Annotated in this window: 24 protein-coding genes and 1 tRNA gene; 14 read left to right on the top strand and 11 right to left on the bottom strand. The window is 57.1% G+C overall.

Annotated features, from left to right (window positions below; all coding sequences use genetic code 11):
• Positions 1–2: 2 nt before the first annotated feature.
• The 8 genes from ACR0J7_RS18585 (at position 3) to ACR0J7_RS18550 (ending at position 8,651) form a co-directional block, all read left to right on the top strand.
• Positions 3–1,313 (top strand): replication-associated recombination protein A, encoded by a 1,311-nt coding sequence (locus ACR0J7_RS18585; RefSeq protein WP_480484766.1) that lies wholly within the window; start codon positions 3–5, stop codon positions 1,311–1,313.
• Positions 1,314–1,499: 186 nt separating this feature from the next.
• On the top strand, positions 1,500–2,543 hold the full coding sequence (locus ACR0J7_RS18580) for an RluA family pseudouridine synthase (RefSeq protein WP_480833377.1): 1,044 nt from the start codon (positions 1,500–1,502) through the stop codon (positions 2,541–2,543).
• Positions 2,540–3,211 carry an HAD-IA family hydrolase gene (locus ACR0J7_RS18575; RefSeq protein ID WP_480915217.1) on the top strand — a complete coding sequence of 224 codons (672 nt, stop codon included), beginning with the start codon at positions 2,540–2,542 and terminating at the stop codon, positions 3,209–3,211. Before ACR0J7_RS18580 ends, ACR0J7_RS18575 begins: the two co-directional genes overlap by 4 nt.
• Positions 3,212–3,214: 3 nt before the next feature.
• Positions 3,215–3,922 (top strand): ATP12 family chaperone protein, encoded by a 708-nt coding sequence (locus tag ACR0J7_RS18570; protein WP_480484764.1) that lies wholly within the window; start codon positions 3,215–3,217, stop codon positions 3,920–3,922.
• Between the two features lie 205 nt (positions 3,923–4,127).
• Positions 4,128–5,144 (top strand): amino acid ABC transporter substrate-binding protein, encoded by a 1,017-nt coding sequence (locus tag ACR0J7_RS18565; RefSeq protein ID WP_480474036.1) that lies wholly within the window; start codon positions 4,128–4,130, stop codon positions 5,142–5,144.
• Positions 5,145–5,272: 128 nt separating this feature from the next.
• Complete coding sequence (locus ACR0J7_RS18560) at positions 5,273–6,541, top strand: amino acid ABC transporter permease (RefSeq protein ID WP_480474035.1); 1,269 nt, start codon at positions 5,273–5,275, stop codon at positions 6,539–6,541.
• A 1-nt stretch (position 6,542) separates the two neighbouring features.
• Positions 6,543–7,847, top strand: a complete 1,305-nt coding sequence (locus ACR0J7_RS18555; RefSeq protein ID WP_480547313.1) for an amino acid ABC transporter permease — start codon at positions 6,543–6,545, stop codon at positions 7,845–7,847.
• Positions 7,848–7,859: 12 nt separating this feature from the next.
• Complete coding sequence (locus ACR0J7_RS18550; RefSeq protein ID WP_480484762.1) at positions 7,860–8,651, top strand: amino acid ABC transporter ATP-binding protein; 792 nt, start codon at positions 7,860–7,862, stop codon at positions 8,649–8,651.
• Positions 8,652–8,695: 44 nt separating this feature from the next.
• On the opposite strand, the gene ACR0J7_RS18545 is transcribed toward ACR0J7_RS18550, so the two are convergent.
• The 8 genes from ACR0J7_RS18545 to ttcA all read right to left on the bottom strand — a co-directional run bounded on the left by ACR0J7_RS18545 (position 8,696) and on the right by ttcA (position 16,657).
• Positions 8,696–9,193, bottom strand: coding sequence for a SixA phosphatase family protein (locus ACR0J7_RS18545; RefSeq protein ID WP_480915215.1), 498 nt, complete (start codon positions 9,191–9,193; stop codon positions 8,696–8,698).
• The gene (locus ACR0J7_RS18540) at positions 9,190–9,876 is read right to left on the bottom strand and encodes a ferredoxin (RefSeq protein WP_480915213.1); all 687 of its coding nucleotides are present in this window, start codon (positions 9,874–9,876) and stop codon (positions 9,190–9,192) included. The genes ACR0J7_RS18545 and ACR0J7_RS18540 overlap by 4 nt, the downstream gene beginning before the upstream one ends.
• Before the next feature lie 22 nt (positions 9,877–9,898).
• A complete protein-coding gene (argB, locus tag ACR0J7_RS18535) occupies positions 9,899–10,762 on the bottom strand; it encodes an acetylglutamate kinase (protein WP_267363778.1) in 864 nt (287 codons plus the stop codon).
• 60 nt (positions 10,763–10,822) lie between these two features.
• Complete coding sequence (gene yihA / locus ACR0J7_RS18530; RefSeq protein ID WP_480474029.1) at positions 10,823–11,476, bottom strand: ribosome biogenesis GTP-binding protein YihA/YsxC; 654 nt, start codon at positions 11,474–11,476, stop codon at positions 10,823–10,825.
• Positions 11,473–12,210: an MOSC domain-containing protein gene (locus ACR0J7_RS18525; RefSeq protein WP_480897824.1), complete on the bottom strand. Its 738-nt coding sequence runs from the start codon at positions 12,208–12,210 to the stop codon at positions 11,473–11,475. The genes yihA and ACR0J7_RS18525 overlap by 4 nt, the downstream gene beginning before the upstream one ends.
• Complete coding sequence (gene yidC / locus ACR0J7_RS18520; RefSeq protein ID WP_480915211.1) at positions 12,207–14,036, bottom strand: membrane protein insertase YidC; 1,830 nt, start codon at positions 14,034–14,036, stop codon at positions 12,207–12,209. Before yidC ends, ACR0J7_RS18525 begins: the two co-directional genes overlap by 4 nt.
• Before the next feature lie 126 nt (positions 14,037–14,162).
• On the bottom strand, positions 14,163–15,719 hold the full coding sequence (locus ACR0J7_RS18515; protein WP_480901039.1) for a putative bifunctional diguanylate cyclase/phosphodiesterase: 1,557 nt from the start codon (positions 15,717–15,719) through the stop codon (positions 14,163–14,165).
• Between the two features lie 44 nt (positions 15,720–15,763).
• The gene (ttcA, locus tag ACR0J7_RS18510; RefSeq protein WP_480901041.1) at positions 15,764–16,657 is read right to left on the bottom strand and encodes a tRNA 2-thiocytidine(32) synthetase TtcA; all 894 of its coding nucleotides are present in this window, start codon (positions 16,655–16,657) and stop codon (positions 15,764–15,766) included.
• A 114-nt stretch (positions 16,658–16,771) separates the two neighbouring features.
• On the opposite strand from ttcA, the gene ACR0J7_RS18505 reads away from it, so the two are divergent.
• Positions 16,772–17,707, top strand: a complete 936-nt coding sequence (locus ACR0J7_RS18505; protein WP_480901043.1) for an alpha/beta fold hydrolase — start codon at positions 16,772–16,774, stop codon at positions 17,705–17,707.
• Here the strand turns inward: ACR0J7_RS18505 and yidD are convergent.
• From yidD to rpmH, 3 genes are read right to left on the bottom strand one after another with little or no spacing between them, the layout of a single operon-like run.
• Positions 17,704–17,937 (bottom strand): membrane protein insertion efficiency factor YidD, encoded by a 234-nt coding sequence (yidD, locus tag ACR0J7_RS18500; protein WP_209598859.1) that lies wholly within the window; start codon positions 17,935–17,937, stop codon positions 17,704–17,706. The two genes, ACR0J7_RS18505 and yidD, sit on opposite strands and share 4 nt — an antisense overlap.
• A complete protein-coding gene (rnpA, locus tag ACR0J7_RS18495) occupies positions 17,934–18,359 on the bottom strand; it encodes a ribonuclease P protein component (RefSeq protein ID WP_209598858.1) in 426 nt (141 codons plus the stop codon). Before rnpA ends, yidD begins: the two co-directional genes overlap by 4 nt.
• Positions 18,360–18,385: 26 nt before the next feature.
• Complete coding sequence (gene rpmH, locus ACR0J7_RS18490) at positions 18,386–18,520, bottom strand: 50S ribosomal protein L34 (RefSeq protein WP_005980833.1); 135 nt, start codon at positions 18,518–18,520, stop codon at positions 18,386–18,388.
• Between the two features lie 269 nt (positions 18,521–18,789).
• On the opposite strand from rpmH, the gene ACR0J7_RS18485 reads away from it, so the two are divergent.
• The 5 genes from ACR0J7_RS18485 to ACR0J7_RS18465 all read left to right on the top strand — a co-directional run.
• On the top strand, positions 18,790–19,548 hold the full coding sequence (locus ACR0J7_RS18485; protein ID WP_480901045.1) for a TVP38/TMEM64 family protein: 759 nt from the start codon (positions 18,790–18,792) through the stop codon (positions 19,546–19,548).
• Between the two features lie 3 nt (positions 19,549–19,551).
• Complete coding sequence (locus tag ACR0J7_RS18480) at positions 19,552–20,970, top strand: dihydrolipoyl dehydrogenase family protein (RefSeq protein WP_480915208.1); 1,419 nt, start codon at positions 19,552–19,554, stop codon at positions 20,968–20,970.
• 18 nt (positions 20,971–20,988) lie between these two features.
• Positions 20,989–22,371, top strand: coding sequence for an ATP-binding protein (locus tag ACR0J7_RS18475; protein WP_480484751.1), 1,383 nt, complete (start codon positions 20,989–20,991; stop codon positions 22,369–22,371).
• Positions 22,372–22,435: 64 nt separating this feature from the next.
• Positions 22,436–22,512: transfer RNA gene (locus ACR0J7_RS18470), tRNA-Arg, on the top strand.
• A gap of 710 nt (positions 22,513–23,222) precedes the next feature.
• The coding region (locus ACR0J7_RS18465; protein ID WP_480915206.1) for a DUF4062 domain-containing protein at positions 23,223–25,696 on the top strand (2,474 nt) is incomplete at its 3' end.

Here is a 25,696-nt window from a genome sequence, read left to right as displayed (position 1 = left end):
CCGTGAGCGATCTGTTCGATACCGGGCCAACGGAACCCACCGCTGCGCCACACCGTCCCCTGGCGGACCGGTTGCGCCCGCAGTCACTGGCCGAGGTCATCGGTCAGGAACAGGTTCTTGGCCCGGATGCGCCGCTGGGGGTCATGCTGGCGTCAGGCAGTCTGTCCAGCCTGATCTTCTGGGGGCCGCCCGGTGTCGGCAAGACGACGATCGCACGGTTGCTGGCGCAGGAAACCGATCTGCAATTCGTTCAGATCAGTGCGATTTTCACCGGTGTTCCGGATTTGAAGAAGGTTTTCGAAGCGGCCAAGATCAGGCGCCAGAACGGGCAGGGGACCTTGCTGTTCGTGGACGAGATACACCGCTTCAACAAGGCGCAACAGGACGGGTTTCTGCCGCATATGGAGGACGGCACGATCCTTCTGGTCGGGGCAACGACCGAGAACCCGTCCTTTGAGCTGAACGCCGCGGTTCTCAGCCGGTCGCAGGTTCTGGTGCTGGAACGGCTTGGCCTTTCCGATCTTGAACGCCTGACCCAGCGCGCCGAAAAAGAGCTGGACCGCGCGCTGCCGTTGACACCCGCAGCCCGCGATGCGTTGCAGGAAATGGCCGATGGTGACGGGCGGGCGTTGCTGAACCTGATCGAACAGGTCTCGGCCTGGAAGGTGGATGCGCCACTGGACACGGACGCGCTGTCGACGCGGCTGATGCGGCGGGCGGCGAAATATGACAAGTCGGGCGATGAACATTACAACCTGATTTCAGCCCTGCACAAATCGGTGCGCGGGTCCGACCCGGACGCGGCGCTGTACTGGTTTGCGCGAATGCTGACAGGGGGCGAAGACCCGCGCTATCTGGCGCGTCGGATCACACGGATGGCGGTCGAGGATATCGGTCTGGCCGACCCGCAGGCGCAGGCCATCTGCCTGCAATCCTGGGAAACGTATGAGCGGCTCGGCTCCCCCGAAGGTGAGCTGGCGCTGGCGCAGGCGCTGGTCTATCTGGCCCTGGCCCCGAAATCCAACGGTGCTTATGTCGGCTATAAGGCAGCGATGCGGCTGGCCAAGCAATCAGGCAGCGAGCCACCGCCCAAACATATCCTGAATGCCCCCACATCACTGATGAAGGATCAGGGATATGGTGCTGGCTATGCGTATGACCATGACGCCGAAGACGGGTTTTCCGGTCAGAACTATTTTCCCGAAACAATGAAACGCCCGGTTCTGTATCAACCGGTCGAGCGCGGGTTCGAGCGTGAACTGAAAAAGCGCCTCGATTACTTCGCCAAGCTTCGGACCCAGCGCAACAGCTAGGCTGGCTGGGAATGTATTGACCGCGCCGAGGAGTGGCGGGCGACGCTGAGCCCCCACGAACGCCAAACGTTCCTGTCTGATACCTTGACTCTTGCCGCGTTGCGCGCGAGAGACCCCCATGATTTCTGGGACACGGACAAAGACGCAATCCGGGCGGATCACCCGCGCGGCGCAAGGGGCAATGGCATGAGTGGCGTACAGATGATTACAGTCGCTGAAGGGGACGGCGATCAGCGTGTGGACCGCTGGTTGCGCCGCCTGTTCCCGCATGTCAGCCAGGGCCGCATCGAAAAGATGTGCCGCAAGGGAGAACTGCGTGTGGATGGTGGCCGGGCCAAGGCCTCGACCCGATTGGAGGTCGGGCAGGTGGTTCGTGTGCCGCCATTGCCGGGGCCTGATCACAAACCGGTTGAGGTCAAGCATCGTATCTCGGATGCGGATGCCAAGATGATCCAGTCCTGCGTGATCTACCGTGATGATCACATTCTGGCCCTGAACAAGCCGCAGGGCCTGCCGGTTCAGGGCGGCAGCGGGCAGACCCGACATGTCGACAGCCTGTCTGAGGCGTTGCGGTTTGGATATGACGAAAACCCGCGTCTGGTTCACCGCCTGGACAAGGACACGTCAGGTGTTCTGCTGCTGGCCCGCACGCGCGAAGCCGCGAAGGGGCTGACAGCCGCTTTCCGTCACCGCGATACACGCAAGATTTACTGGGCGCTGGTTGCAGGTGTTCCCACGCCATATCTGGGTGAAATCAAGACGGGTCTTGTGAAAGCAGCCGGTCATGGCGCCCACGGCGAGGGTGAAAAGATGATCCCCGTCCATATGAACGAGATCGACAGCACCCCCGGTGCGAAACGGGCACATACTCATTATGCGACCCTCTACCGCGTGGCCGGACGCGCCGCTTGGGTGGCGATGGAGCCAATCACGGGCCGCACCCACCAACTGCGCGCGCATATGGCAGCGATCGGGCATCCGATCATTGGCGACGGCAAATACGGTGGCTCGGGGCAGGAAAACCTGGGTGATGGCTGGGGCGCACAATTGGGTGGGATCATCAGCAAAAAGCTGCATCTGCACGCGCGGCGACTGTCATTCCTGCATCCGATCACGCGCAAACCAGTGACCGTGACAGCGCCCTTGCCGGAACATATGAAACACAGCTGGGACACCTTTGGCTGGACCGAAGATCTGGCCGCAGACGACCCGTTTGAGGCGCTGCAATGAGAGCACCCCTGCGGTTGGTTCTGTTTGATGTCGATGGCACTCTGGTCGACAGTCAGGGCAGTATCGTTCACGCCATGACCACCAGCTTTCAGGCCGCGTCGGTACCTGTACCGACGCGAGAGGTGATCCTGTCCATTGTCGGATTGTCCCTGCCACATGCCATCGCACGATTGGTGCCGGACCAACCTTCCTCGGTACAGAACGATCTCGTTGAAGGGTACAAGGAAGCTTATCACGCGCATCGCTTGGATTTGGGCGCGGCCAGCTCTCCGCTCTATCCCGGCGCGCGAGAGGCGATTGAAGCCTTGCACGCCGTACCCGAAGTGCTTCTTGGGGTGGCAACCGGCAAATCCCAGCGCGGACTTGATGCGTTGATCGAAGTGCATGGGCTTGAGCGCTACTTCGTCACCCGGCAGGTCGCCGACCACCATCCGTCGAAACCGCATCCTTCCATGGTGCAGGCCGCGTTGGCCGAGACCGGAGTCGAATCCGACTGCGCGGTGATGGTCGGCGATACAAGCTATGACATGGACATGGCTGCCGCTGCCGGGGTGCGCGGCATCGGCGTGGCATGGGGGTACCATGATCGGTCTGCTTTGACCTCGGCCTTCTGCGTGATTGAGACCTTTGACCAGTTGCCCACTGCGCTGGCCGGGATATGGAACTGAAACATGAGTGACTGGAAACCGAAACGCTTCTGGAAAGAAAGCCGGATTACCGAGGTCGACGGCGGGTTTACGGTTGAACTGGATGGCCGCCGCGTCAAGACCCCTGCCAAAGCGGCGTTGATCCTGCCGACCCGCGCCATGGCCGAAGCGGTTGCGTCAGAATGGGATGCCCAGCAGAAAGAGGTAGATCCGTCGACGATGCCATGCACCCGTTCGGCGAATGCGGCAATCGACAAGGTTCGGTCCCAGCACGGGGAAGTTGCCGATATGCTTGCGGATTACGGCGATTCTGATCTGCTGTGCTATCGAGCGACACATCCAACAGAGTTGCAGGAACGTCAAAGCGCCGAATGGGATCCGGCACTGGACTGGGCCGAGGCTGCGCTGTCTGCTCGCTTGCAGCCGGTTATAGGTGTGTTGCACAAGCCGCAATCTGCCGCTGCCCTGTCGGCGCTGCGTGCTCGCGTCCATGCGCTGGATGCGTTTCAACTGGCGGCGTTCCACGATCTGGTCAGCTTGTCAGGGTCATTGATTCTCGGGTTTGCGGCGGCCATGGATTGGCGCGAACCGGCCGAAATATGGCGCATTTCGAGGCTGGACGAAACCTGGCAGATCGAACAATGGGGTCACGATGACGAGGCCCATGCGGTTGCCGAAACGAAGAAAGCCGCATTTCTGCATGCTAAACGCTTCTTTGATATGTCGGTTTGATCCTTATTTTCCGATTTTTGGCCAAATGTTCAAATTGGTTGGGGTCTGATCCATCGTTTTCGATGATCCGACCCTTGACGTTTGTTTATGAATACGCCCAAACTCAGTGCCACTAAAGGGGAGACACCTTTGGAGTAACCTATCCGGCATCCACTTGCCGGGCAGAGCCGCCTCTGATGGGGCGGGAAATCAGGAAGAGGTAAAAATGAAAAAATCCGTAATCTTGGGCGCGGCAACGATTGCCGGTCTTGCTGCTGGCGCAGCCGTGGCAGGGACCGTTGACGACGTTAAAGCGCGCGGCAAGCTGAACTGTGGTGTGACCACCGGTCTGGTTGGCTTTGCTGCTCCTGACGCCAATGGCGAATGGCAGGGCTTTGACGTATCTCTGTGCCGTGCCGTTGCTGCTGCTGTTCTGGGCGATGCAAGCGCGGTAGAATTCGTTCCGACCACCGGTAAGACACGTTTTACCGCTCTGGCCTCGGGCGAGATCGACATGCTGGCGCGGAACACCACCTGGACCTTCAGCCGCGACGTCGACCTGAAGTTCGAATTCACCGGTGTGAACTACTATGACGGTCAGGGCTTTATGGTTCCCAAGGCACTGGGCGTAAGCTCGGCCAAGGAACTGGACGGCGCAACCGTTTGTATCCAGACCGGCACCACAACCGAGCTGAACCTGGCGGACTTCTTCCGTTCGAACAACATCAGCTACGAACCGGTTCCGATCGAAACCAACGCCGAAGCACAGCAGCAGTACCTGGCTGGCGCATGTGACGTTTACACCACCGACGCTTCGGGTCTGGCGGCAACCCGCGCCACATTCGAAAACCCCGGTGATCACATCCTGCTGCCTGAAATCATCTCGAAAGAGCCGCTGGGCCCGCTGGTCCGTCACGGCGACCACGAGTGGGGCGACGTTGTGCGCTGGACTCTGAACGCGCTGATCTCGGCTGAAGAACTGGGCGTAACCTCGGCCAATATCGATGAACTGGCCGCTGGCACCGAAAACCCCGAAATCAACCGCCTGCTGGGTACCGAAGGCACCCTGGGCGAGATGCTGGGTCTGAACGCTGACTGGGCAGCCAAGGCGATCAAAGCCGGCGGCAACTATGGCGAAGTGTTTGCCAAGAACATCGGTGAAGAAACCCCGATTGGTCTGGCACGCGGCCTGAACGCACAGTGGACCGAAGGCGGCCTGCTGTACTCGCCGCCGTTCCGCTAATATCGACGGAGAAGGGCGCAGGGCAACCTGCGCCCTTTTTCCATCCATAAGAATCACGCCCGTACGGTTTTGAGCAGGGATCAACTCTGCCGACATATTTACGGGATGCACGGGGATATACATAGGTCATGACGACTCTCACTGACCCGCCGAAGGAGCAGTTCCGGCTGTCCATGCTCCTTTATGATACGCGGTACCGATCTGCGACCATCCAGGTCATTGCAATGATTGGTTTTATGCTTCTGGCAGCCTGGATCATCTCCAATACCATCCAAAACCTCGAAGCGCTTGGAAAACCGGTTGAGTTCGGCTTTTTCGCAGAACCGGCCAGTTACGATATCAACCAGCGCTTGCTTGAATACGATTCGCGCGACAGTCACTTGCGCGCGGCCTTTATCGGCTTGCTGAACACGCTGGTTGTGGCAGTTCTTGGTTGTATCACAGCAACGATAGTCGGTGTTTTGGTTGGTGTTCTGCGCCTGTCCAACAACTGGCTGGTTGCGCGGATCATGACCGTCTATGTCGAGATGTTCCGCAACGTACCTGTGCTGCTGTGGATCGTTCTGGCCATGGCCATTCTGATCGAAAGCCTGCCAGCACCAAGGGCGTTCCGCGGAGAAAACCCAGAAGCCACGATGAATCTGTTCGATTCTGTCGCAGTGACCAATCGCGGGGTCTATATCCCGGAGTTCCTGTTCTCGCGCAGCCTGGGTGATATACACATCTTCGGTGCGTCGAGCCTGCGGTTCGATATCTCGCTGGACCTGATCGCCATTCTGATCGTGCTTGGTGGCAGCATCTTTGCGATGCGCAAGGTGTCCGCCTGGGCACAAGCCAAGCAAGAGGCATCCGGTGATCGTCCGACGATCTGGCACATCCAGCTGGGTATTCTGTTTGTGCCGATGATTGTCCTTCTCACCATCCTGGGGTTTCACCTTGGTTTCCCTGAGCTGAAAGGCTTCAACTTTACCGGCGGCACACACTTGCGTAACTCGTTGATCGCGCTGTGGCTGGCCTTGTCGCTTTACACGGCGGCCTTCATCGCCGAGATCGTTCGTGCGGGTATCCTGGCCATCTCAAAAGGCCAAACCGAAGCCGCATCGGCGCTGGGTCTGCGCCCGGGCCGGACCATGCGCCTTGTGATCCTGCCGCAGGCATTGCGGGTGATCATTCCGCCCATGATCTCGAACTATCTGAACCTGACCAAGAACTCGTCACTGGCGATCGCGGTCGGATATATGGACATCACGGGGACCCTTGGCGGCATCACCATGAACCAGACCGGTCGCGAGCTGGAATGTGTTCTGCTGTTGATGCTGGTCTATCTGTCCATCTCGCTGAGCATCTCAGGGGTGATGAACTGGTACAACAACCGTGTAAAACTGGTGGAGCGGTAATATGAGTGATGTTTCATTTGTCCGCACGGAAATGCTGCCCGAGCAGGCACCGCCTGCTTCCGAGGTCGGTGCGCTGGGATGGGTCAAGCACAACCTGTTCTCAAGTTGGTTTAACACGATCCTGACGGTGGTTTCGCTTTATGCGATCTACTACGTGCTGTCAGGTGTTCTGCCATGGATTTTCCAGTCCGTGTGGAATGCCGACTCTCTCAACGAGTGCCGCGAGATCATGATGGCCACCTGGGGGTCGACCCATGGGCACGCCTGCTGGGCGGTTATCAATGACCGTTGGTTACAGTTGCTGTTCGGCTTCTATCCAAGCCATCTGTACTGGAGACCGATCCTAGCGCTGGTTCTGTTGCTGGTCGCATTGGCGCCGGTTCTGTATTCGGACCGCGTCCCAACCAAGATGCTGATCTTCACGGCAATCTACCCGTTCCTGATGCCGTTCCTGATGTGGGGCGGAACCATCTGGGGGCCAATCTCGGCCGCGCTTGGGTTTGTCGTCGGTTGGTTTGCGTATTCGGTTCTCAGTAAACAGGTGAGTGAACTGGTGGGTATGATCGGTGCGGTCGTTGCCGCAGTGATCTGGTGGCTGGTGCTATCCAGCTATTTCACGGGCGCGATGGACTCGGTTCTGCCGATTGGCATCGAAGCTGTTGAAAGCCGTCAGTTCGGTGGTTTCATGCTGGCGATCCTGCTGGGCGTTGTGGCCATTGGTGTCTCACTTCCGATCGGTATCGTTCTGGCGCTGGGGCGTCAGTCGGACCTGCTGATCGTCAAATACCTGTGCGTGGGCTTTATCGAGTTCATTCGCGGTGTGCCGCTGATCACCTTGTTGTTCGTGGCGTCGCTGCTTCTGAACCTGTTCCTGCCACCGGGCACCAACTTTGACATCATCCTGCGGGTGATGATCATGATGACCCTGTTCTCGGCGGCTTACATGGCCGAGGTGATCCGGGGTGGTCTGGCTGCCCTGCCACGAGGACAGTACGAAGGCGCCGACAGTCTGGGCCTGAACTACTGGCAGGCGCAAAGGCTGATCATCATGCCGCAAGCCCTGAAAATCTCAATTCCGGGCATCGTGAGCACATTCATCGGGATCTTCAAGGATACGACGCTGGTGTCGATTATCGGGTTGTTCGACGTGATCGGATTGGCATCTGCTATCCGCGCCGACACAGCCTGGAACGGCATCTATTGGGAACTGTTCGCGTTCATCGCGTTCCTGTTCTTCATCGTCTGCTTCTCTATGTCCCGTTATTCCATGTATCTGGAGCGCAAGCTTCAGACTGGCCACCGTTAAGGAGTTCAACACATGTCTGAACTTGCAATTGACCGCGAAATCGACCGTTCCAAAATGCAGGTGAGCGACGAGGTCGCCATCGAAATCACCAACATGAACAAGTGGTACGGTTCCTTTCACGTGCTGCGCGACATCAATCTGACCGTCAATCAGGGCGAGCGGATTGTTATTGCGGGTCCGTCCGGGTCAGGGAAATCCACCCTGATCCGCTGCCTGAACGCGCTGGAGGAACACCAGCAGGGCACGATCATCGTGGATGGGACCGAGCTGTCGAATGACCTCAAGAACATCGACAAGATCCGGTCCGAGGTTGGCATGGTGTTCCAGCACTTCAACCTGTTCCCGCACCTGACCATTTTGGAGAACTGCACGCTGGCCCCGATCTGGGTGCGCAAGACGCCCAAGAAAGAGGCCGAAGAGCGCGCGATGCATTTCCTTGAAAAGGTGAAAATTCCCGAGCAGGCCGACAAGTATCCTGGTCAGCTTTCGGGTGGTCAGCAGCAGCGTGTGGCAATTGCCCGCTCGCTGTGCATGATGCCGCGGATCATGTTGTTCGATGAACCGACATCGGCGTTGGACCCCGAGATGATCAAAGAGGTGCTCGACACCATGATCGAGCTGGCCGAGGAAGGCATGACCATGCTGTGCGTGACGCACGAGATGGGCTTTGCCCGTCAGGTTGCCAACCGTGTGATCTTTATGGATGCGGGCCAGATCGTGGAACAGAACGAACCGGAAGAGTTCTTCAATAATCCGCAAAGCGAGCGGACCAAACTGTTCCTCAGCCAGATTCTGGGACACTGAACGGCTCAAGATGGTGGAAAGGCGGGGTTTTGCCCCGCCTTTTTCTATTCCAGCAACTCTCGCGCGGTGGTGAAGCCCAGCACGGTGCCCATATGCCAGCGCACGTCCGACCAGCTGTCGGCGTTGAATGTCATCACAATGGTTGCACAAGTTGGATAATCGAAAAAGCGCATGTGATCCGGTGGCCGTTGCACAAGGCGGTTGGCGAATTCGGCGATTCCGGGGTTATGGCCCAGCATCAACACAGTCGGCTCCGTGGCACCTGCTAACTCGCGCAACATATCATCGGCGTCGGCGTGGTAGAGCGCATTGTGAAAGCGGACCTTATCGGCCGTTAACCCCATCCGGTCCCATGTCTCGCGGGTGCGGGTTGACGTCGAGCTTAGCACTTCATCCGGCAACCAGCCGTTATCTTGCAGCCATTCGCCAATGGCCGGGGCTGACCTGCGCCCGCGCTTGCTCAGGGGGCGTTCATGATCGCCAAGTCCTGGGTTATCCCAGCTGGATTTGGCGTGACGCGTCAGGATCAAAGTGCGGGTCATGACGGGTGAAAAGCCCTCATATGATGGGCTGATTGTTCGGGATCGCGCCCTGCGCCCGCGCTGAGCGGGCAGGCGAGGCGGGCCAGACAGCCGCCTGTCATGCAGGTTTGACCCTCAGTGGTATCAAGATGGTCGTGGCAGGCTGCAAGGTCATAGAAGTTTTGCGCGTTCAGCGCGCCGACAGGGCAGGCCGTCGTGCACGGGGCGGCGCAGGTGTCACAGGGGGAAACGCCGGGTGTTTCTGGGATGGCAAACTCATGGGCGAAATGCAGTGCGCCGCGATATGAGATCATCATACCGACCGTGTCATGTACCAAAGCCCCCACCGGGCTGCTGAAGGTGCGTCCCGATTTCAGGGCCCAGTCGATGAAAGGCGCATAGGGCGGACCACCAAAGGGGAAATAGGCCTGTGCACCGAACGCATGTGCCATCTGGCCGACGATTCTGGTTGACCAGCGGTCTACTGGATCAGGCCCCCGCCATTCGGGCGAGGCTTTCAGAGCAGACCAGAAATCAGAGCCTGCGCCCAGCAAGATCAACGTGCCAGTGTCAAGTTGCCGGGCCGCCACGCGATGAGGATGCAGCGCACCCATGACAATCAACCCCGCCTGACGCGCCGCGTGTTCTACGCGGCCATAGGTTGCCGCATCCGGAACTGAGGAAGGTTGCGCAAGGTCTGTCATCTTCCCTCGGCTGTTGCTGCGATCAGTCTGGCCGTATCAGCGACCCGGCGCCATGTTCCGTGAACAGTTCAAGCAGAACCGCATTTGGCGCGCGCCCGTCAAGTATCACGACGGCCCGAACGCCGCTGTGCAGGGCATCGAGGGCCGTTTCGGTCTTGGGGATCATACCGCCCGCGATGGTGCCTTCGCGGGTCATCTCGCGGATCTGGCCGGCTTTCAGCTCGGTCACCACGTCACCAGCCGCGTTCTTGACGCCCGAGACATCAGTCAGCAGCAGAAGGCGGTCAGCTTTCAATGCCGAGGCAATCGCCCCGGCAGCCGTATCGCCGTTCACGTTGAACGTTTCACCCTCACGTCCCGCGCCCAGAGGGGCGATGACCGGGATCACATCATGTGAGAACAGATCATGCAGGATTTTCGGGTTCATCTCGGACGGGGTGCCGACATAACCCAGAGACGCATCCGTCTGGTCGCAGATCATCAGGTTTGCATCCTTGCCCGACAGACCCACGGCCGAACCGCCCTGTCCATTGATAGCCTGAACGATGCGCTTGTTCACCAGGCCAGACAGAACCATCTCGACAACTTCGACGGTTGCCGTGTCGGTCACGCGCTTGCCGTTCACAAAGTCGGACTGGATATCAAGCTTGTTCAGCATCGCGTTGATCATCGGACCACCGCCATGCACGACAACCGGGTTCACGCCGACCTGCCGCATCAAGACGACATCGCGGGCAAAGCTCTCCATCGCCTCGTCACTGCCCATGGCATGCCCGCCCAGCTTTATGACGACGATGGCCCCATCATAGCGCTGCAGATAGGGCAATGCGCTGTTCAGAGTTGCTGCGGTGGCGATCCAGTCCCGGTTCATGTCACGTGTCTTCATTGCTAAGGTCCCTCTGACCGTCCGTGTTAGGGCCTTTGCACCGCGCTGCCAAGGGCGAAGCTATTCCAGATGCGCAATGATCGAGCGCAGGGTCGGAATCCCGTCGCCTTTTTCGGACGAGGTCAGGACGATTTCCGGGAATGCTGCGGGATGTTTGGACAAAGCCGCACGGGTTTGTTCCAGAACCTTCTCGCGCTCGTTGGCCTTGACCTTGTCGGCCTTGGTGAGAACGCATTGAAAGGTCACGGCACTGGTATCCAGCAATTTCATGATTTCAGCGTCGACCGGTTTAACCCCGTGGCGCGCATCAATCAGGACAAAGGCACGGCGCAGCGTCTGGCGACCGCTCAGGTATTGCTTGAGAAGCTTCTGCCATTTTTCCACCACGTTAACCGGTGCATTGGCATACCCATAGCCCGGCAGGTCGACCAGATAGAGGTCCGGGCCTTGCGTGAAGAAGTTGATTTCTTGCGTACGGCCAGGTGTGTTCGAGGCACGCGCCAGACCCTTGGTTCCGGTTAGCGCGTTGATCAGGCTGGATTTGCCGACATTCGAGCGCCCGGCAAAGCAAACCTCCAACCGGTCAGGGGCGGGCAGGCCCGTCATGGCGACCACGCCTTTGATAAATTCAGACGGGCCGGCAAACAGTTTGCGACCGCGTTCTTTGGCGAAGTCATCCGGCTCTTCGGCCAGCGGAAACGGAAGCGTGGTCATAGCAACTCCAGCGTATCATTCAGGCGGATTTCACCACCCTGAATGACTTCTGCATAGACACCGAAATCCTGATGATCCCAGCTGTTCAGCGCGCCCAGAGTATCCGCGTCGCGTTCGCCGGTTTCCGGATTTGCAGTGGTGGCCAGACAGCGAATGATACGCTCGCGAACCCGGAGTACGGTTTCGCCAATGCGAAGGTCACGGCCCAGCCAGTCGAATTCATCCCACTCAGGCAGGCCTTCGAACCAGATGTTTCCCCGCCACCGTGCCGCAGATAAAGACTGGCCCAGCTTTTGTTCAACAGCGCGATGAGAGGCCATGTTGCACAGGCTGATTGACGGGAAATCGGTATCGGTCATGCCGCGCCCGGGCACCCGGACAATTCGGGCGGACGCAGCGCGATCCGAGGGCATAAGCGGTTTTACCCAGTTCAGGAAAACCGAGTGCTCCGTGTCGGGGTGAAAGCTCAGATCCGGGCGGTCCGGGTGGCGCAACGTGACCTGCTCGCCGTCCAGTTTCGCCCAAATCGCCATAAGCTTGGGGGCTTTTGAACCGCGGCTGAAATTTACACATGGGGCCCATTCCGTTCCGTCGGTCTTGGCCGCTTCATGGGCAACGGCCCAAACGCGATCCCCGGGCATGGTCTGCCCGGGGTTGAGGGTAATCTGGCTCAGGGCTTCGCGCCCATGGCTTTTGATCGGGTGACGCCAAAGGCCTGAAACTGTTCCGCTCATTTCTTGTCCGTGTTCGGCAATCGCTTAAATCCGGATTTGATGTTTCCGAACACATCCGGCGTATACCCCTGACTACGCATGATCAGATATTGCTGCGTAAATGTGATCGTGTTGTTCGCAATCCAGTACACGACCAGACCGCTGGCAAAGCCGCCCAGCATGAACATGAAGACCCACGGCATCCACGCGAAGATCATCGCTTGTGTGGCATCGGTTGGTGCCGGGTTCAGTTTCTGTTGCAGCCACATCGAGATCCCCAGCAGCAGCGGCAGAATACCGATAAAGATCAGCGCCATCAGGGTGTCCGGCTGCGGGCCAGCCCAGGGCAGCAAGCCAAAGAGGTTCATGATCGAGGTCGGGTCAGGTGCGCTCAGGTCCTGGAAGGGGCCAAACCACGGTGCCTGACGCAGTTCGATTGTGACGAAGATCACCTTGTACAGTGAAAAGAAGATCGGGATCTGCAACAGGATCGGCAAACAACCGGCAGCGGGGTTCACCTTTTCCTTCTTGTACAGCTCCATCATGCCCTGCTGCATCTTCTGGCGGTCGTCGCCCGCGGCTTCCTTCAGGGCTTCCATCTGCGGCTGTAGTTCCTTCATCTTCGCCATCGAGACGTAGGATTTGAAGGCCAGCGGGAACAGGATTGCCTTGATGATCAGCGTCAGGCCGATAATGGACCAACCCATATTGCCGATCAGCGCATGAATGTTGTGCAGCAGCCAGAAAATCGGCTTGGTCAGGAAGAAGAACCAGCCCCAGTCGATGCTGTCGATGAATTTCTGCACACCGTCAGCCTGGTATTCGCGGATGGTCTCCCACTCTTTTGCGCCGGCAAACAGCTGCGTTGTCACCTGCTCGGTCGCACCCGGCGCCACGGTCAGCGTCGGAAGTACCGTTTCTGTCTGGTAAATCTTGCGACGCGAGTCGTATTTGGCAGCCGCCTTGAACGCAGAACCGGGTTCCGGGATCAGCGTGGTCATCCAGAAGTGATCAGTGAACCCGATCCAGCCGTTTTCCTTGACCTGAAACACCTCGGCCTGAGCGCGCTCGTCCGGGTCGATATCGAAATCACGAACGTCGCCATAATCCACTTCGGTCAGAGTGCCGTCGGCCATACCGATCACACCCTCATGCAGAATGAAGAAGTTCTTCAGGTCCGGCAGGTCCCCGTCTTCGCCAATGCCGTGGCGCGCAAGAATGCCATAAGGTGCCAATCCAATTTCAACCCCGGTGGCGTTTTCGACAGATTGCGTGACCGTGAACATATAGTTCTCGTCAACCGCGATGGTGCGGTGGAACGTCAGTCCATTGCCGTTTTCCCAGGCCAGCGTCACAGGTGTGTCAACACCCAGGGTTTCACCCTGCTCAAGCGTCCAGATGGTATTTGGTCCGGGAACATCTGCACCGGTCAGGCCCGCGCCAGGAGCCCAGCCATAGAGGGCGTAATAGGCGGATTGCGATCCGACTGGCGACAACAACTCGACAATCGGAGAATCCTCGGCCAGCGAGACCTTGTAGTCTTTCAATGACAGCTCGTCGATCCGACCGCCAGCAAGGGACAGGCTACCGGTCAGGCGGGGCGTGTCGATATTGATGCGGGGCGCTTCGGCCTCGGGTTCAGCTTCGGCAGCTGCCGCGGTTGCCTCTCCGACAGTGCTGGTGTCGGCCGCACTGGGCGTCTGAACCTCACTGCCTTCGACGCTGGTTGCTTCAACCTGATCCGGGGTTGTCGTCTGTTCCGGAGGGGGGAACAGCACGAACCAGACCAGGATCACGAGAAAGCTGAGCGCGGTTGCGAGGATAAGGTTCTTGTTCTGATCGTCCATCGGGGACAGCCACCTTGAGCAGTGAAAGACACCCGCAGGGTTCAACAGAGTGCAGACCCAAAGGTCAAGCGGAATCGCCCGTCATTTCGTCACGGAGGGGTCTTCTTTGTCGCGATTTCCGGTTCCCTACCGCGTTTTCCGCCCGATTTTGGGAACACCGTCGACCTTGTTGCGGTAAGACGTGATCCAATCCTTGGTTTTTTCGAATGGTATGGGCTTGCCGATGCCAAACCCCTGAACATGATCGCAACCCAGTTGGGCCATCAAAGCGTGCTCACCCGGCGTTTCGACACCTTCGGCCAGAGTTTCCAGATGCAAACGTTCTGCCATCATCAGAATGGCGCTGGCAAGCTGTTGCTGGCTTGGGTCCAGATCCGCTTTGGCAACAAATGATCTGTCGATCTTGATGCGCGACACGTTGAACCGTTTGATGGAACCGATCGAGGCATGTCCTGTCCCGAAATCGTCCAGATCAATACAGCACCCCATTGCGGCAAGCCCGGTGACGTTGCGGGTGATGACATCGTCGGGCCGTCTGGAGAACACGGTCTCCAACACCTCGACCGCCAACCTGTCAGGGGTCAGATCGAATTGATCCAGTTCCCATTTCAGACGGTCGATCAGGCCCGGATTGCGCAGTTCGTCAGATGAAAAGTTGATCCCGATGCGCGGCACCGACAGCATGGACCGATCCCAGTCGCGCATTGCGGAAAAGGAATGATGCCGCATGGCCTGACCCAACCGGTCCATCAGTTCGGCCTGTTCGGCAAAGGGCAGGAACACATTGGGGGCAAGAACCCCTTTTTTCGGATGTTCCCAGCGGGCCAGAGCCTCAAACCCGCTGATACGCCCGGTATCGGTTGAGATCTGGGGTTGAAACCATGGACGGATCTCACCGCTGTCCAGCGCCGCTTCGAATTCTTTGCGCAAGTTGATCCTGACCTGTGCCCGTCTGCGCGTCTGAGAGGAAAAAGCGCGAATCGTGGATGGCCCGTTTTGTTGTGCCTCCAAAAGGGCGTTATTTGCGGCCTCCTGCCAATCGATTGCAGAGCCGTCAGTGATATTGCTGCTCAGGCAAAAGCCGATGGAACAGGACATATACACGCCGGTACCATTCAGCATGATGGGATCTTCTACGGCGTTTTGCATACGGCCCGACATCTGAATACAAGCTTCCAAATCCAGTTGCCGTGCCGGGTGCAGAACAACCATCATCCTGTTTCCACCCATCCGGGTTGCGCAATCATTTGAGCGGATCATGGACAAAACGCGCGAGCAGAATTGCTGTGCAACGTGGTTTGCCGCCGCCTGTCCGTGCAGATCAAGCAATTGCGTAAAGTCATCCAGAACCACCGCGAAACAGGCCGAGTTTTCCCCCTTCAGGCGGGCGTCGGCAAATACCTTCTCCAAAACTGTTTCAAACTGGTCCTTTGACAGCAGACCGCCGGGACGCCAAAGCCCCTTACGCGACGGATTGGCTGCGAACGCATTGATGCCTGCGACGATCAGAGGCAAAACCAGGGCCAGTGCAACCAGGGCCTGTTCACCCCCAATCCAGAATGCACTCAGACAAAGCGCCGGAACAAAGGCCAGCGCGGCTGGGCCGCCCAGAACGGTTTTCAACGAATGGACAAAACGGTCGGTAAGGGGATGGTTCCGCATCAGCTTTCTGGCCTTGGGCATGATCTGCACAAGGCAAAGCCTATGAAACCAGTCTGAGTCAGTCGTTAACGCAGAAGCGGAATCTCTTCCAAATTCCCGGAATTTTCGTTGGAATTTAGCGAAAGGTTAATGAAATCAAATAGCTTTCCATCCAGAAGGTGCGATGGCCGCGCATTTGTTAACGCTCGGAACATAACCTGTCGCCGACCCGGGCTGTTCTTTTCCCATTGATCCAGAATCTGTTTGACCTGCTGGCGCTGCAACCCATCCTGACTGCCGCACAGGTCACAGGGAATGATCGGGTATTGCATCGCCTTTGCAAATTTCTCGCAATCGGCTTCGGCGACATGGGCGAGCGGGCGGAATACAAAAAGATCGCCTTCTTCATTCACCAGTTTTGGCGGCATCGTGGCCAGGCGGCCGCCGTGGAACAGGTTCATGAAAAACGTCTCAAGGATATCGTCGCGGTGATGCCCCAGGACGACCGCCGAGCATCCCTCCTCGCGCGCGATGCGATAGAGGTTGCCACGGCGCAAACGGGAACACAGGGCGCAATAGGTCCGGCCCTGCGGAACCTTGTCCATCACAACGGAGTATGTGTCCTGATATTCGACCCGATGCGGTACGTCCATTCGACCCAGAAACTCGGGCAGGACCGTGGCCGGAAAGCCCGGCTGGCCCTGATCCAGATTGCAGGCCAGCAGATCGACAGGCAACAGGCCTCGCCATTTGAGCTCGTAGAGAACAGCCAGCAATGTATAGCTGTCCTTGCCACCGGAAAGACAGACCAGCCAGCGGGGCGGCTTGCCATCCTTGTCGTGGGCGGACGGAGCCACCATCCCGTATTGCTCGATCGCTTCACGGGTCTGGCGCACAATGCGTTTGCGCAGCTTCTTGAACTCGGTTGTCGAGGGCGCGCCGGCAAACAGCGGGTGGATATCGTCTGCATCATCAAACATGCGCCGTGGTTACAGCGGACCGAAGGCCCGGGCAAGGCGTAGAAGCAGGATCAACCGCGTTTGGAGCGTAGTTGCACCCGTGTTACCCTGCGCGTATTTTTCAGGAGGTATATTATGGACTACTTCTTTTCGGTCCGCGCCCGCAGCGGCGATCACTATTCAAACAAGATGGGTGCCGCGCGATATCTGGCTATTCCGGGAAATGTCGGGCAACCGGCACGGCAGCATGAAATACCGCAGTCTCAATGGATAAGCCGGCTTCAGGCCGAAGCCGGGGCGACGGCTACCGAGAATGGGCATATTGTCGTCTTCGTGCACGGGTTCAATACCGAGCAATATCAGATGCTGGAACGTCACCGCAAAATTCGCACCGGTCTTGAGGCGCATGGCTTTAACGGTGTGGTCATTAGCTATGATTGGCCAAGCGATGGATCGGTTCTGGGCTATAACGTTGACCGGGCTGACGCGCGGCGTGCGGCAGAAAAATTGTTCAGTCACGGGATCACGCGGCTGTCCCGGATGCAGACCGCGGATTGCCGGTATAACGTCCATGTTCTGGCGCATTCCATGGGCACGTTCTTGGTACGCGAAGCCATGGATTATGCCGATGACGACCATGAAACCGCGCAACACAGCTGGATGACCAGCCAGATCGCGTTTGTCGCGGCGGATGTATCCGCGAAATCGTTCCGCGACGGCAGTTCCAAGACCTCCTCTCTGATGCGACGTTGTACCAGGCTGACATGCTATTACAGCCCCTTTGACGAGGTTTTGTCGATTTCAGAGGTCAAGCGTGTCGGAGTATCGCGCCGACTGGGCCGTGTCGGAATGCCAAACGACCGGCCTGAGAAAGCGGTTAATCTGTATTGCGGGTCCCATTTCAAGAATACCCGCGATGAATACGGGGATGGGCCTTCGGCGACACACAATTGGTATTTTGATTCGCCCCGGTTTTTCGAAGACCTGCACCATACGTTGATGGGGAAACTGGACCGAGAGGTCATTCCGACCCGCAGCTTCACCGACCGCGGCAACCTGGCGTTGACTTAAGGGTCGGCATTGTCGGGCACCGGATCGTAACCGTCACCGCCCCAGGGGTGGCACCGGCAAATCCGGTGCGCAGCCAGCCACGATCCTCGGATCGCGCCATGTTTTTCCAATGCTTCCAGTGCATAGGCCGAGCATGTGGGCTGATAGCGGCAGTTGAAACCAACCCAGGGGCTGAAAATCAGCCGGTACGCGCGAACGGGCAGGGCGACGATATGGGACAGAAAGGTCATTTGCGATCCGCATGCACTTTGCGAAGCGCATACCGCAAGTCGCTCAGCAGGACGTCATAAGGAAGATCGGCGGTTACATCAGCCCGCCCGATCAGCACATAGTCCCAACCTTCAAGACCATACACAGGCAAGACGGCCCGTGCGACTTCTCTCAGGCGGCGCTTGGCACGATTGCGGGCCACGGCATTGCCGACTTTCTTTGAGCAGGTAAAGCCAACGCGCAGCCCCACCGCTTCATCCGGAGCGCGTCTGCGGGCCTGCACCATCATCGAAGACGTTCCCTGCCTGCGCGCGCGGGCGGCTTTCAGGAAATCGGCTCTTTTTTTCAGGATCGTCAGGGATGTGGGTAGACAAACAGAAGCCGCCGGGGGCGTATTCCCGGGGTGGTTCTTACCATCCTCAGGGGCCTCCGGCGGCGTCATGTTCATACCCTGATCGGTGGGCGGTTTTACGCGCTCAGCGATTTGCGGCCGCGGGCGCGGCGTGCGTTCAGGATCTTGCGGCCGGCTTTGGTGGCCATGCGCGCGCGGAAACCGTGGCGGCGTTTGCGAACCAGGTTCGAAGGCTGATAGGTGCGTTTCATCGCTCCGTCTCCAATCTATAGCGGTCGGGTGCGGCGCGGATTCGCCTGGCCCTAGTGTTCGAAGCCCGTCCTCTACTGCCAAGCGAAGTGTAAGTCAAACCCCAACGGTCCGGTTTTCGCGGCTTTTGCAACAATTCTGTAAACCGGATGCAGAAAAGATTTCAAATCGGTCGATTATCGTCTGAAACTGTCACGTTCGCGGCCACATAGATCAAGGCCCCGTGAACCCCCTGTTGCCGAAAGCGCAAGCAGCGCATGTTGGGCGTAAGATGAAGCAAGAAGAACCGGAAGGCCAGATGTCCGAAACAAGCCACGCTCCACGAAACGGGTTGGCGCGTCATATCCCCTTGCTGGTGATTCTCGGTGTCGCCGCGGTGGGGTTTTTCACGCTGGGTGATTACCTGACTTTCGAAACCCTGCGAGACAACCGCGAAGCGTTGCTGGCGTGGCGGGACGCAAACTATTGGGCCATGGTGGCCGGGTTCGTTGCCGTCTATATCGTAATCGTCGCGTTTTCGCTGCCCGGGGCTGCTGTCGCCTCGATGACCGGCGGGTTCCTGTTTGGACTGTTTGCCGGAACGGTGTTCAATGTATTTTCGGCCACTATTGGCGCATCGGCCATCTTTTTGGCCGCCCGCTGGGGGTTGGGCAATGTTTTGACGGCCCGGCTGGATGCCTCAAAGGGGACGATTGGGAAGCTGAAAGACAGGTTGCGCGAGAACGAAATCTCGGTGCTGTTCCTGCTGCGGCTTGTCCCGGTTGTGCCGTTCTTTGTGGCCAATCTGGTGCCTGCGCTGGTGGGCGTCAAATTTCGCAATTTTCTGATCACGACGGCGCTGGGCATTATTCCGGGGGGTATCGTTTACACCTGGATCGGCGTTGGGCTGGGCGGTGTGTTCGACCGTGGCGAAACACCGGACGTTTCTTTGTTGTGGGAACCCTTCGTCATTGGCCCCATTGTCGGCTTGTGTGTGCTGGCTGCTTTGTCGATTGTCATCAAGTCCCTGCGTGGCGGAAAGGACGCCTGACCCATGCAACACCTCAAGACAGATATCCTGGTCATTGGGGCCGGGTCCGGTGGGTTATCGGTTGCGGCCGGTGCCAGCCAGATGGGTGCGAAGGTGATCCTTCTGGAAGGGCACAAGATGGGTGGCGACTGCCTGAACTTCGGCTGCGTCCCGTCGAAAGCGCTGATCGCAAGCGGCAAAGCGGCCTTTGGTCAGGCGCATTCCGCCGCGTTTGGCGTGGCCGATGTAAACCCTCAGATCGACTATGCAGCGGCGAAGGATCATGTGCGGGATGTGATTGCCCAGATCGAACCGATGGACAGCCAGGAGCGCTTCGAAGGTTTGGGTGTCAAAGTGATCCGCGAATATGGCAGCTTTATCTCCCCGACCAAAGTGCAGGCCGGAGATCATGTCATCACCGCGCGCCGGATCGTGATTGCGACCGGGTCGTCGCCAATGGTTCCGCCAATCCCTGGTCTGGACACTGTACCTTATCAAACAAACGAAACCATCTTCGACCTGCGCGAGCGTCCGGAACACCTGCTGATCATTGGCGGTGGTCCGGTGGGTATGGAAATGGCGCAGGCTCATGTCCGGTTGGGCAGCAAGGTAACAGTCGTTGAAGGGCAGAGGGCGTTGGGCAAAGACGACCCCGAGGCCGCGTCCATTGTGCTGGAGGCTTTGCGCAGTGAAGGTGTCGTGATCCACGAAAACGCCGTGGTGGCCCAGATTCGCGGAAAGGATGGCGTTGTGGAGGTCGTGACCGAGAACGGCGATATTCACCGGGGCTCTCACCTTTTGATCGCCGCAGGGCGCAAAGCCAATATCGAGCGTCTGAAACTGACTGCGGCGGGAATTGACCGCACCAGAAACGGAATCAAGACGGATGGCAGCTTGCGGACGTCAAACCGCCGGGTCTATGCGATTGGCGATGTCGTGGGGGGGCTGCAATTCACCCATGTTGCCGGGTATCATGCGGGTATCATCATTCGATCCGCCTTGTTCGGCCTGCCCACCAGGGCGAAAACGGCGCATATCCCATGGGCAACGTTCACCGATCCTGAACTGGCACAGGTAGGTCTGACCGAAGCTCAGGCCCGCGACCGGCATGGCGACAGGCTGGAGGTTGCGCGCTTTGATTTTCACCACAATGACCGCGCTTTGGCCGAGCGCAAAACCAAAGGGTTCATAAAGGTCATGGTGGTGAAGGGCAGGCCCGTCGGCGCCACGATTGTGGGCCATCAGGCGGGCGAGTTGATAAACATGTGGTCGCTGGCTTTGGCCAATAATCTGAAGATGGGACAGATCGCTGCTATGGTTTCACCCTATCCGACAATCGGAGAGCTTAACAAACGCGTTGCTGGCGCTTATTTCTCTCCAAGGCTGTTTGAGAATCAGACAGTTAAACGTGTGGTCAGGTTTGTTCAGCGTTGGATTCCCTGACCTGTAAAGGAGCGTAAATTGAACTCGCTGTCGGGCCGATTTCTGATCCTGACGACGGTCTTCGTTATGTTGGCCGAAATCCTGATCTTTGTCCCGTCGATAGCCCGGTTCCGCGAGGATTTCCTACTGAACCGTCTGGAACGCGCTCAGATCGCATCGCTGGCTTTGTTGGCAGATGATATGCTGGCCGAAGATCTTGAGGCGGAATTGCTGGCGAATGCCGGTGTCTACAACGTTGTGTTGCGTCGGGATGAAGTCCGCCAACTCATGCTGTCGTCTCCGATTCCAGAGGCAATCACCAAAACATTTGATCTACGGGATGCCGGTCCATGGATTTTGATCCGGGATGCGGTGAGCCGGATATTCATACCTGAAAATGAAGTCATTCGTATCATTGGCGAGCCGGTCAAGGGCGCGGGACTGCTGATCGAGGTCACCATCGACAGCGCTCCCCTCCGTATGGCGATGGTTGATTACGGCCTGCGCATTCTGGGGCTGTCCTTTGTCATCTCGATCATCACGGCGTCCTTACTGTTCCTTGCGGTGCGCGTGGTTCTTGTCCGGCCCATCAAAAGCGTGGTTGGATATATGCAGCGCTATGCCAGCGCACCCGAAGATGCGCGCGGCATCATCTCTCCGAATTCCAGAGTGACAGAATTGCGCGAGGCGGAAGAAGCGCTGAAGATGCTGCAAACGGAACTGACGCAGGCTCTCAAACAGCGCGAGCGGTTGGCGCAACTGGGTGGGGCGGTTGCAAAGGTCAGCCATGACCTGCGCAACATTCTGACATCGGCGCAGCTGTTCACGGACAGGATCGAATCCAGTGATGACCCGCTGGTCCGGCGAATGGCTCCGAAGTTGGTGAATTCGATCACCCGTGCTGTATCGCTGTGTGAAAGCACATTGGCATTCGGCCGTGCAGAAGAACCTGCGCCCACCTTGACGATGGTGCCCCTGCGGACAATTGCGGCTGATGTCGCCACCAGCGAACAGCTGGCGGTCGCAGGGGGCTGCGTCGAGATCGTGAACGAAGTGCCGGAAGATCTGATCGCCCGCGCCGACCCCGAGCAGTTGTTTCGTGTCATCATGAACCTCGTGCGTAACGCAAGACAGGCGTTGGAAGCCTCGGGTAAGCCGGGTCACATCACCATCGTCGGGTGTGAATATCAGGATGCCTGGTGTCTTGAAATTCGCGACACCGGGCCGGGTCTTCCGCCAAAAGCACGTGAAAACCTGTTCACACCGTTTCAGGGTGGGGTCCGCAAAGGAGGCTCTGGCCTGGGCCTTGCAATCTCACAGGAACTGGTGCGCGGGCATGGCGGTAACCTGACACTGAAGGAGACCGGACCCGATGGAACGATCTTTGAAATCAGGCTTCCGCGTGGAGACATGACTTTTTGATTTTTTTTTGAAGAATCGGCTTGCACGTCTTTGACCACAGGTCTAAACAGCGCCTCACCAACGCGGACCGATAGCTCAGCTGGATAGAGTACTTGACTACGAATCAAGGGGTCGGGGGTTCGAATCCTCCTCGGTCCGCCACTGGTTTTCTGTTGAACGTCACATGAACCTGACCCAACCTTCATAGTTGGACCAGAAAAGCAGCGAACGTTCGACATCAGAAGGCGCCCCCAATGTTGGACATCAGTTGAATTTGACCTTTGTGTCATCAGCTAACACGCCGCCGCCATTTCGTATTCCCGCAGATAGTGTGGTTTGATCTGACTTCCCTTTCGGAAAATCAGAGCTGATTTGTAGGTCAGACAGCGAAGCTGCCTGTTCCTGCTAATCTGCCACGTGGCGAACGCGGGAGGGGGCGAGGCAATGCTATTCGACAGGGGTGGTGCGGCCCGCAGGCACAGCCGAGGACACGGCCCTGTCTAATGGGGTTGCCCGAGGGGGAGGGCTGCGCCCTCACCCTGACGGCCAGGGCGTTTGGCTTGTCCAAATCCCGCTGGCCCACGAAAAGAAAGTGGTGAGGTAGAGGGCCTGCCGCCATTTGCGATTGAGCCCTTCTGTCAAAATTCAAAAAGTAATAGACGGCCACACATCTGCCGTTCGCTGCCCTTGCAACATCGAGCCTGACCAAAGGCAGCTTTGCGCAGAGACCAGACTTTTCAAAGGTGCGCCAATGGTGGAAAAGCCGTCAAAAAGTCTAAAACCGATCTTTGCAAACATCGCTTGGCGCCTTAACCTTTGGAAACGCATAATATTCTTGGCGATAGCCCAAATCTCAGAGCAAAGTTGACGTGTTGAACGGTAATATCCAACTAATCTCAGTTTTCATCGGTTCCCCAAGTGGGCTTGAAACGGAACGCTCAACATTTCGCGATGTTGTTGACGAGTTAAATAGAGATCATTCCCGCCACTGGGGGTGCATGATAGATCCAGTCGGCTGGGAAGAAACATTGCCTGGGCGCGGTCGTCCGCAAGCTCTAATCAACCAAGAGTTGGATCGATGTGAATATTTCATTGGTGTAATGTTCGATCATTGGGGCTCGCCAACAGCAACTGGAAACTCTCGCTTCAGTTCAGGATTTGAAGAAGAATTTGAGCGTGCCAAAGAGCATGTCAAGTCCGGAAAAATGCAAGATATAACAGTGTACTTCAAAGCGATACCACCTGAGAGGCAGCGCGATCCAGGCGCGTCGTTACAGCGTGTCTTAGAGTTCAAGGAGGATTGCTTCTCAAAAAAAGATGCACTGTACAAAGAATATCCCGACGAGGCTGCGTTTGAAACGTTAATCCGAGCAAAACTGAATTCAATCGGATGGGCGGAGTTCGAAAAACGACAAGCCAAATCAACACGAAAAGCCAAAACGGAAACGCCGCAGGCCTCAGTTAAGTCTATGCCTGAGGAAGAAAGTGAAAAAAACCACCTGTTTTCGGAACCCGCCAGACTCTTCCTTGAAAACATCGCGCAACGGCATGCTGGTTGGGAAGAAACCAGTGCAGTCGAAGCTGCGCGCTTGCGGCTTGTAGCTTCAACACTTTATCGGACCGGCAATGACGATATTGTCTTGGGTGCCCACGATGCGAACCTCCTCTTCAGATATCGTAATGACGTCGAACTTGGTCAAGAGGAGATTCGAGGGTTACAAGACTGCGGGATCGCAGGGTTTGACAGCCAGAACATACCTTTGTGGTATTGGATTGCGCGCCAGTTGGAAGGATCAAAAAATTTAGAAACCCTGGTTTTCAAAGCATCGATTTCCGACGAGGCAAAACAGGCGAATACCATCAGGTTGATTTCTCTTTTGGACATGAAGCTTCCTGAAACTGGGCAAGCCTTTGGTCGAAAAGCTGTTATCAAACGCTGGCTGAGCGAAGATGCCAAACGCGGTGTATTTGCAGAAGCGCTCGGGTACCTAGCGCGTCATGGCAAAAGAGACGATATCCCAATACTTGAAGAACTGTATCACAACAGCACACCTCAGTATCAAGCAAAGCTAGGCGATCTCATTCTCAGGCTTGAAGCTCGGTCCGGTATCACACGGGCGCTGACGCGTGCACTAGAATTGGCCGTAGATGACGTCGATGAAAAGACGGCGGACGAGTTGTTTAAAAACCCAACCTCGTTGACCACGGAATTCTTGATTGAGTGCGCGGGATCACCCTCGGGAACCATACGTCAGCGAGCAACAGCCACACTGTATGATCGAAGTGCTCTACATAAGGAGCTAGCGGGAACACTCATAAGCGATCCGGACTATACGGTCAGGTACTACGCAGCACTTGCACTGCATGATGCAGGCTTTCCCTTGGAAGACAATTTGGCAAAGAAGGCTCTCGCAATAACCAAAAAGAAACAAGGGTTTGGATCGATCTTCGTAAACACAGAAACGGACAATGAGCATCTGGATCGGTACAAACTAGCTATTCTAGCAACCAAGGACTTCCGAGAACTTCGGAAGAATTACGACGAAGGCGGAATATACGACGATGAAGCCGCCTTGGTTCTGTTTCGCGAACACACAACCAAGATGAAACAAGCTATGCGCCGGGAGCTGCAAGATGGGTTTGAGCAGTACTTTGATACGCGCCTAAGCAAGCTTGAAGATATTCTTGGCAGCGAAAATGAAACTTTTAAAGGATCAAAAAAACTTATTCCGTTCCTTCGTAAGCGCCTTGTGACAGCTGCGCTGGAGGCTCTGTGCGGCATTAAGCAAAAGCAAGACCTAGAGCTAGTTCGGCGTGTTTTGGACGATCACGAAATAAATATGTCGGAGTCCGCAATAGAGTTCTTAGGTAAATTCGGCGACTGGTCTGACCTGGCCCGCATTAAGGCAATTACTGACTATCGACCGCCAACACTCAGCCTTCTCAACATTGGTTCCCCTAAAGCACTCCCGCTTAAAGCAGCTGCGATGCTTTCGATTGGAAAGGATCGCATTGCGGACCTTTTAGCGGAGGATATGGAGCTGTTGTTACGTCGAGAGTTGTTGAAGCAATTAAAGAAGAAAGACATTGCCTCAATGAATGATGAGATTCTGCTTCAAATGCTTGACCACGATGACGATGAATGTCGTGCCGTTGTGGCGCTAAAGTGCACGCAATCCCTTTCAAAGACACGTCTCAAATCTCTCCTCAAATCCTACACCGAGCATGATGGTTATCGATACTACAATAGTATTCCTGGACCTGTCCCGTTTTTGTGCCGCCCCAAGTGCTCGTTTAAGCCACTTTCCTTTCGAATGCGACGGGGCTTTTCCAGCCCAATGCTGAG

Source organism: Ruegeria sp. O4, from assembly GCF_056535125.1.
Note: the sequence above shows the minus strand (reverse complement) of the source record. Positions and strands in the feature narration are given on the sequence as shown.

What these genes read in the sequence shown, in the direction of transcription:
- yidC (WP_480915211.1), bottom strand. Translation starts at nt 14,036, where the DNA reads ATGGACGATCAGAACAAGAACCTTATCCTCGCAACCGCGCTCAGCTTT.
- ACR0J7_RS18545 (WP_480915215.1), bottom strand. Translation starts at nt 9,193, where the DNA reads ATGACCCGCACTTTGATCCTGACGCGTCACGCCAAATCCAGCTGGGAT.
- ACR0J7_RS18480 (WP_480915208.1), top strand. Translation starts at nt 19,552, where the DNA reads ATGCAACACCTCAAGACAGATATCCTGGTCATTGGGGCCGGGTCCGGT.
- ACR0J7_RS18525 (WP_480897824.1), bottom strand. Translation starts at nt 12,210, where the DNA reads ATGAGCGGAACAGTTTCAGGCCTTTGGCGTCACCCGATCAAAAGCCAT.
- ACR0J7_RS18505 (WP_480901043.1), top strand. Translation starts at nt 16,772, where the DNA reads ATGGACTACTTCTTTTCGGTCCGCGCCCGCAGCGGCGATCACTATTCA.
- ACR0J7_RS18565 (WP_480474036.1), top strand. Translation starts at nt 4,128, where the DNA reads ATGAAAAAATCCGTAATCTTGGGCGCGGCAACGATTGCCGGTCTTGCT.
- ACR0J7_RS18540 (WP_480915213.1), bottom strand. Translation starts at nt 9,876, where the DNA reads ATGACAGACCTTGCGCAACCTTCCTCAGTTCCGGATGCGGCAACCTAT.
- ACR0J7_RS18580 (WP_480833377.1), top strand. Translation starts at nt 1,500, where the DNA reads ATGAGTGGCGTACAGATGATTACAGTCGCTGAAGGGGACGGCGATCAG.
- ttcA (WP_480901041.1), bottom strand. Translation starts at nt 16,657, where the DNA reads ATGTTTGATGATGCAGACGATATCCACCCGCTGTTTGCCGGCGCGCCC.
- yidD (WP_209598859.1), bottom strand. Translation starts at nt 17,937, where the DNA reads ATGACCTTTCTGTCCCATATCGTCGCCCTGCCCGTTCGCGCGTACCGG.
- ACR0J7_RS18570 (WP_480484764.1), top strand. Translation starts at nt 3,215, where the DNA reads ATGAGTGACTGGAAACCGAAACGCTTCTGGAAAGAAAGCCGGATTACC.
- ACR0J7_RS18560 (WP_480474035.1), top strand. Translation starts at nt 5,273, where the DNA reads ATGACGACTCTCACTGACCCGCCGAAGGAGCAGTTCCGGCTGTCCATG.
- yihA (WP_480474029.1), bottom strand. Translation starts at nt 11,476, where the DNA reads ATGACCACGCTTCCGTTTCCGCTGGCCGAAGAGCCGGATGACTTCGCC.
- ACR0J7_RS18575 (WP_480915217.1), top strand. Translation starts at nt 2,540, where the DNA reads ATGAGAGCACCCCTGCGGTTGGTTCTGTTTGATGTCGATGGCACTCTG.
- rnpA (WP_209598858.1), bottom strand. Translation starts at nt 18,359, where the DNA reads ATGACGCCGCCGGAGGCCCCTGAGGATGGTAAGAACCACCCCGGGAAT.
- ACR0J7_RS18555 (WP_480547313.1), top strand. Translation starts at nt 6,543, where the DNA reads ATGAGTGATGTTTCATTTGTCCGCACGGAAATGCTGCCCGAGCAGGCA.
- ACR0J7_RS18515 (WP_480901039.1), bottom strand. Translation starts at nt 15,719, where the DNA reads ATGCCCAAGGCCAGAAAGCTGATGCGGAACCATCCCCTTACCGACCGT.
- argB (WP_267363778.1), bottom strand. Translation starts at nt 10,762, where the DNA reads ATGAAGACACGTGACATGAACCGGGACTGGATCGCCACCGCAGCAACT.
- ACR0J7_RS18550 (WP_480484762.1), top strand. Translation starts at nt 7,860, where the DNA reads ATGTCTGAACTTGCAATTGACCGCGAAATCGACCGTTCCAAAATGCAG.
- ACR0J7_RS18485 (WP_480901045.1), top strand. Translation starts at nt 18,790, where the DNA reads ATGAAGCAAGAAGAACCGGAAGGCCAGATGTCCGAAACAAGCCACGCT.
- rpmH (WP_005980833.1), bottom strand. Translation starts at nt 18,520, where the DNA reads ATGAAACGCACCTATCAGCCTTCGAACCTGGTTCGCAAACGCCGCCAC.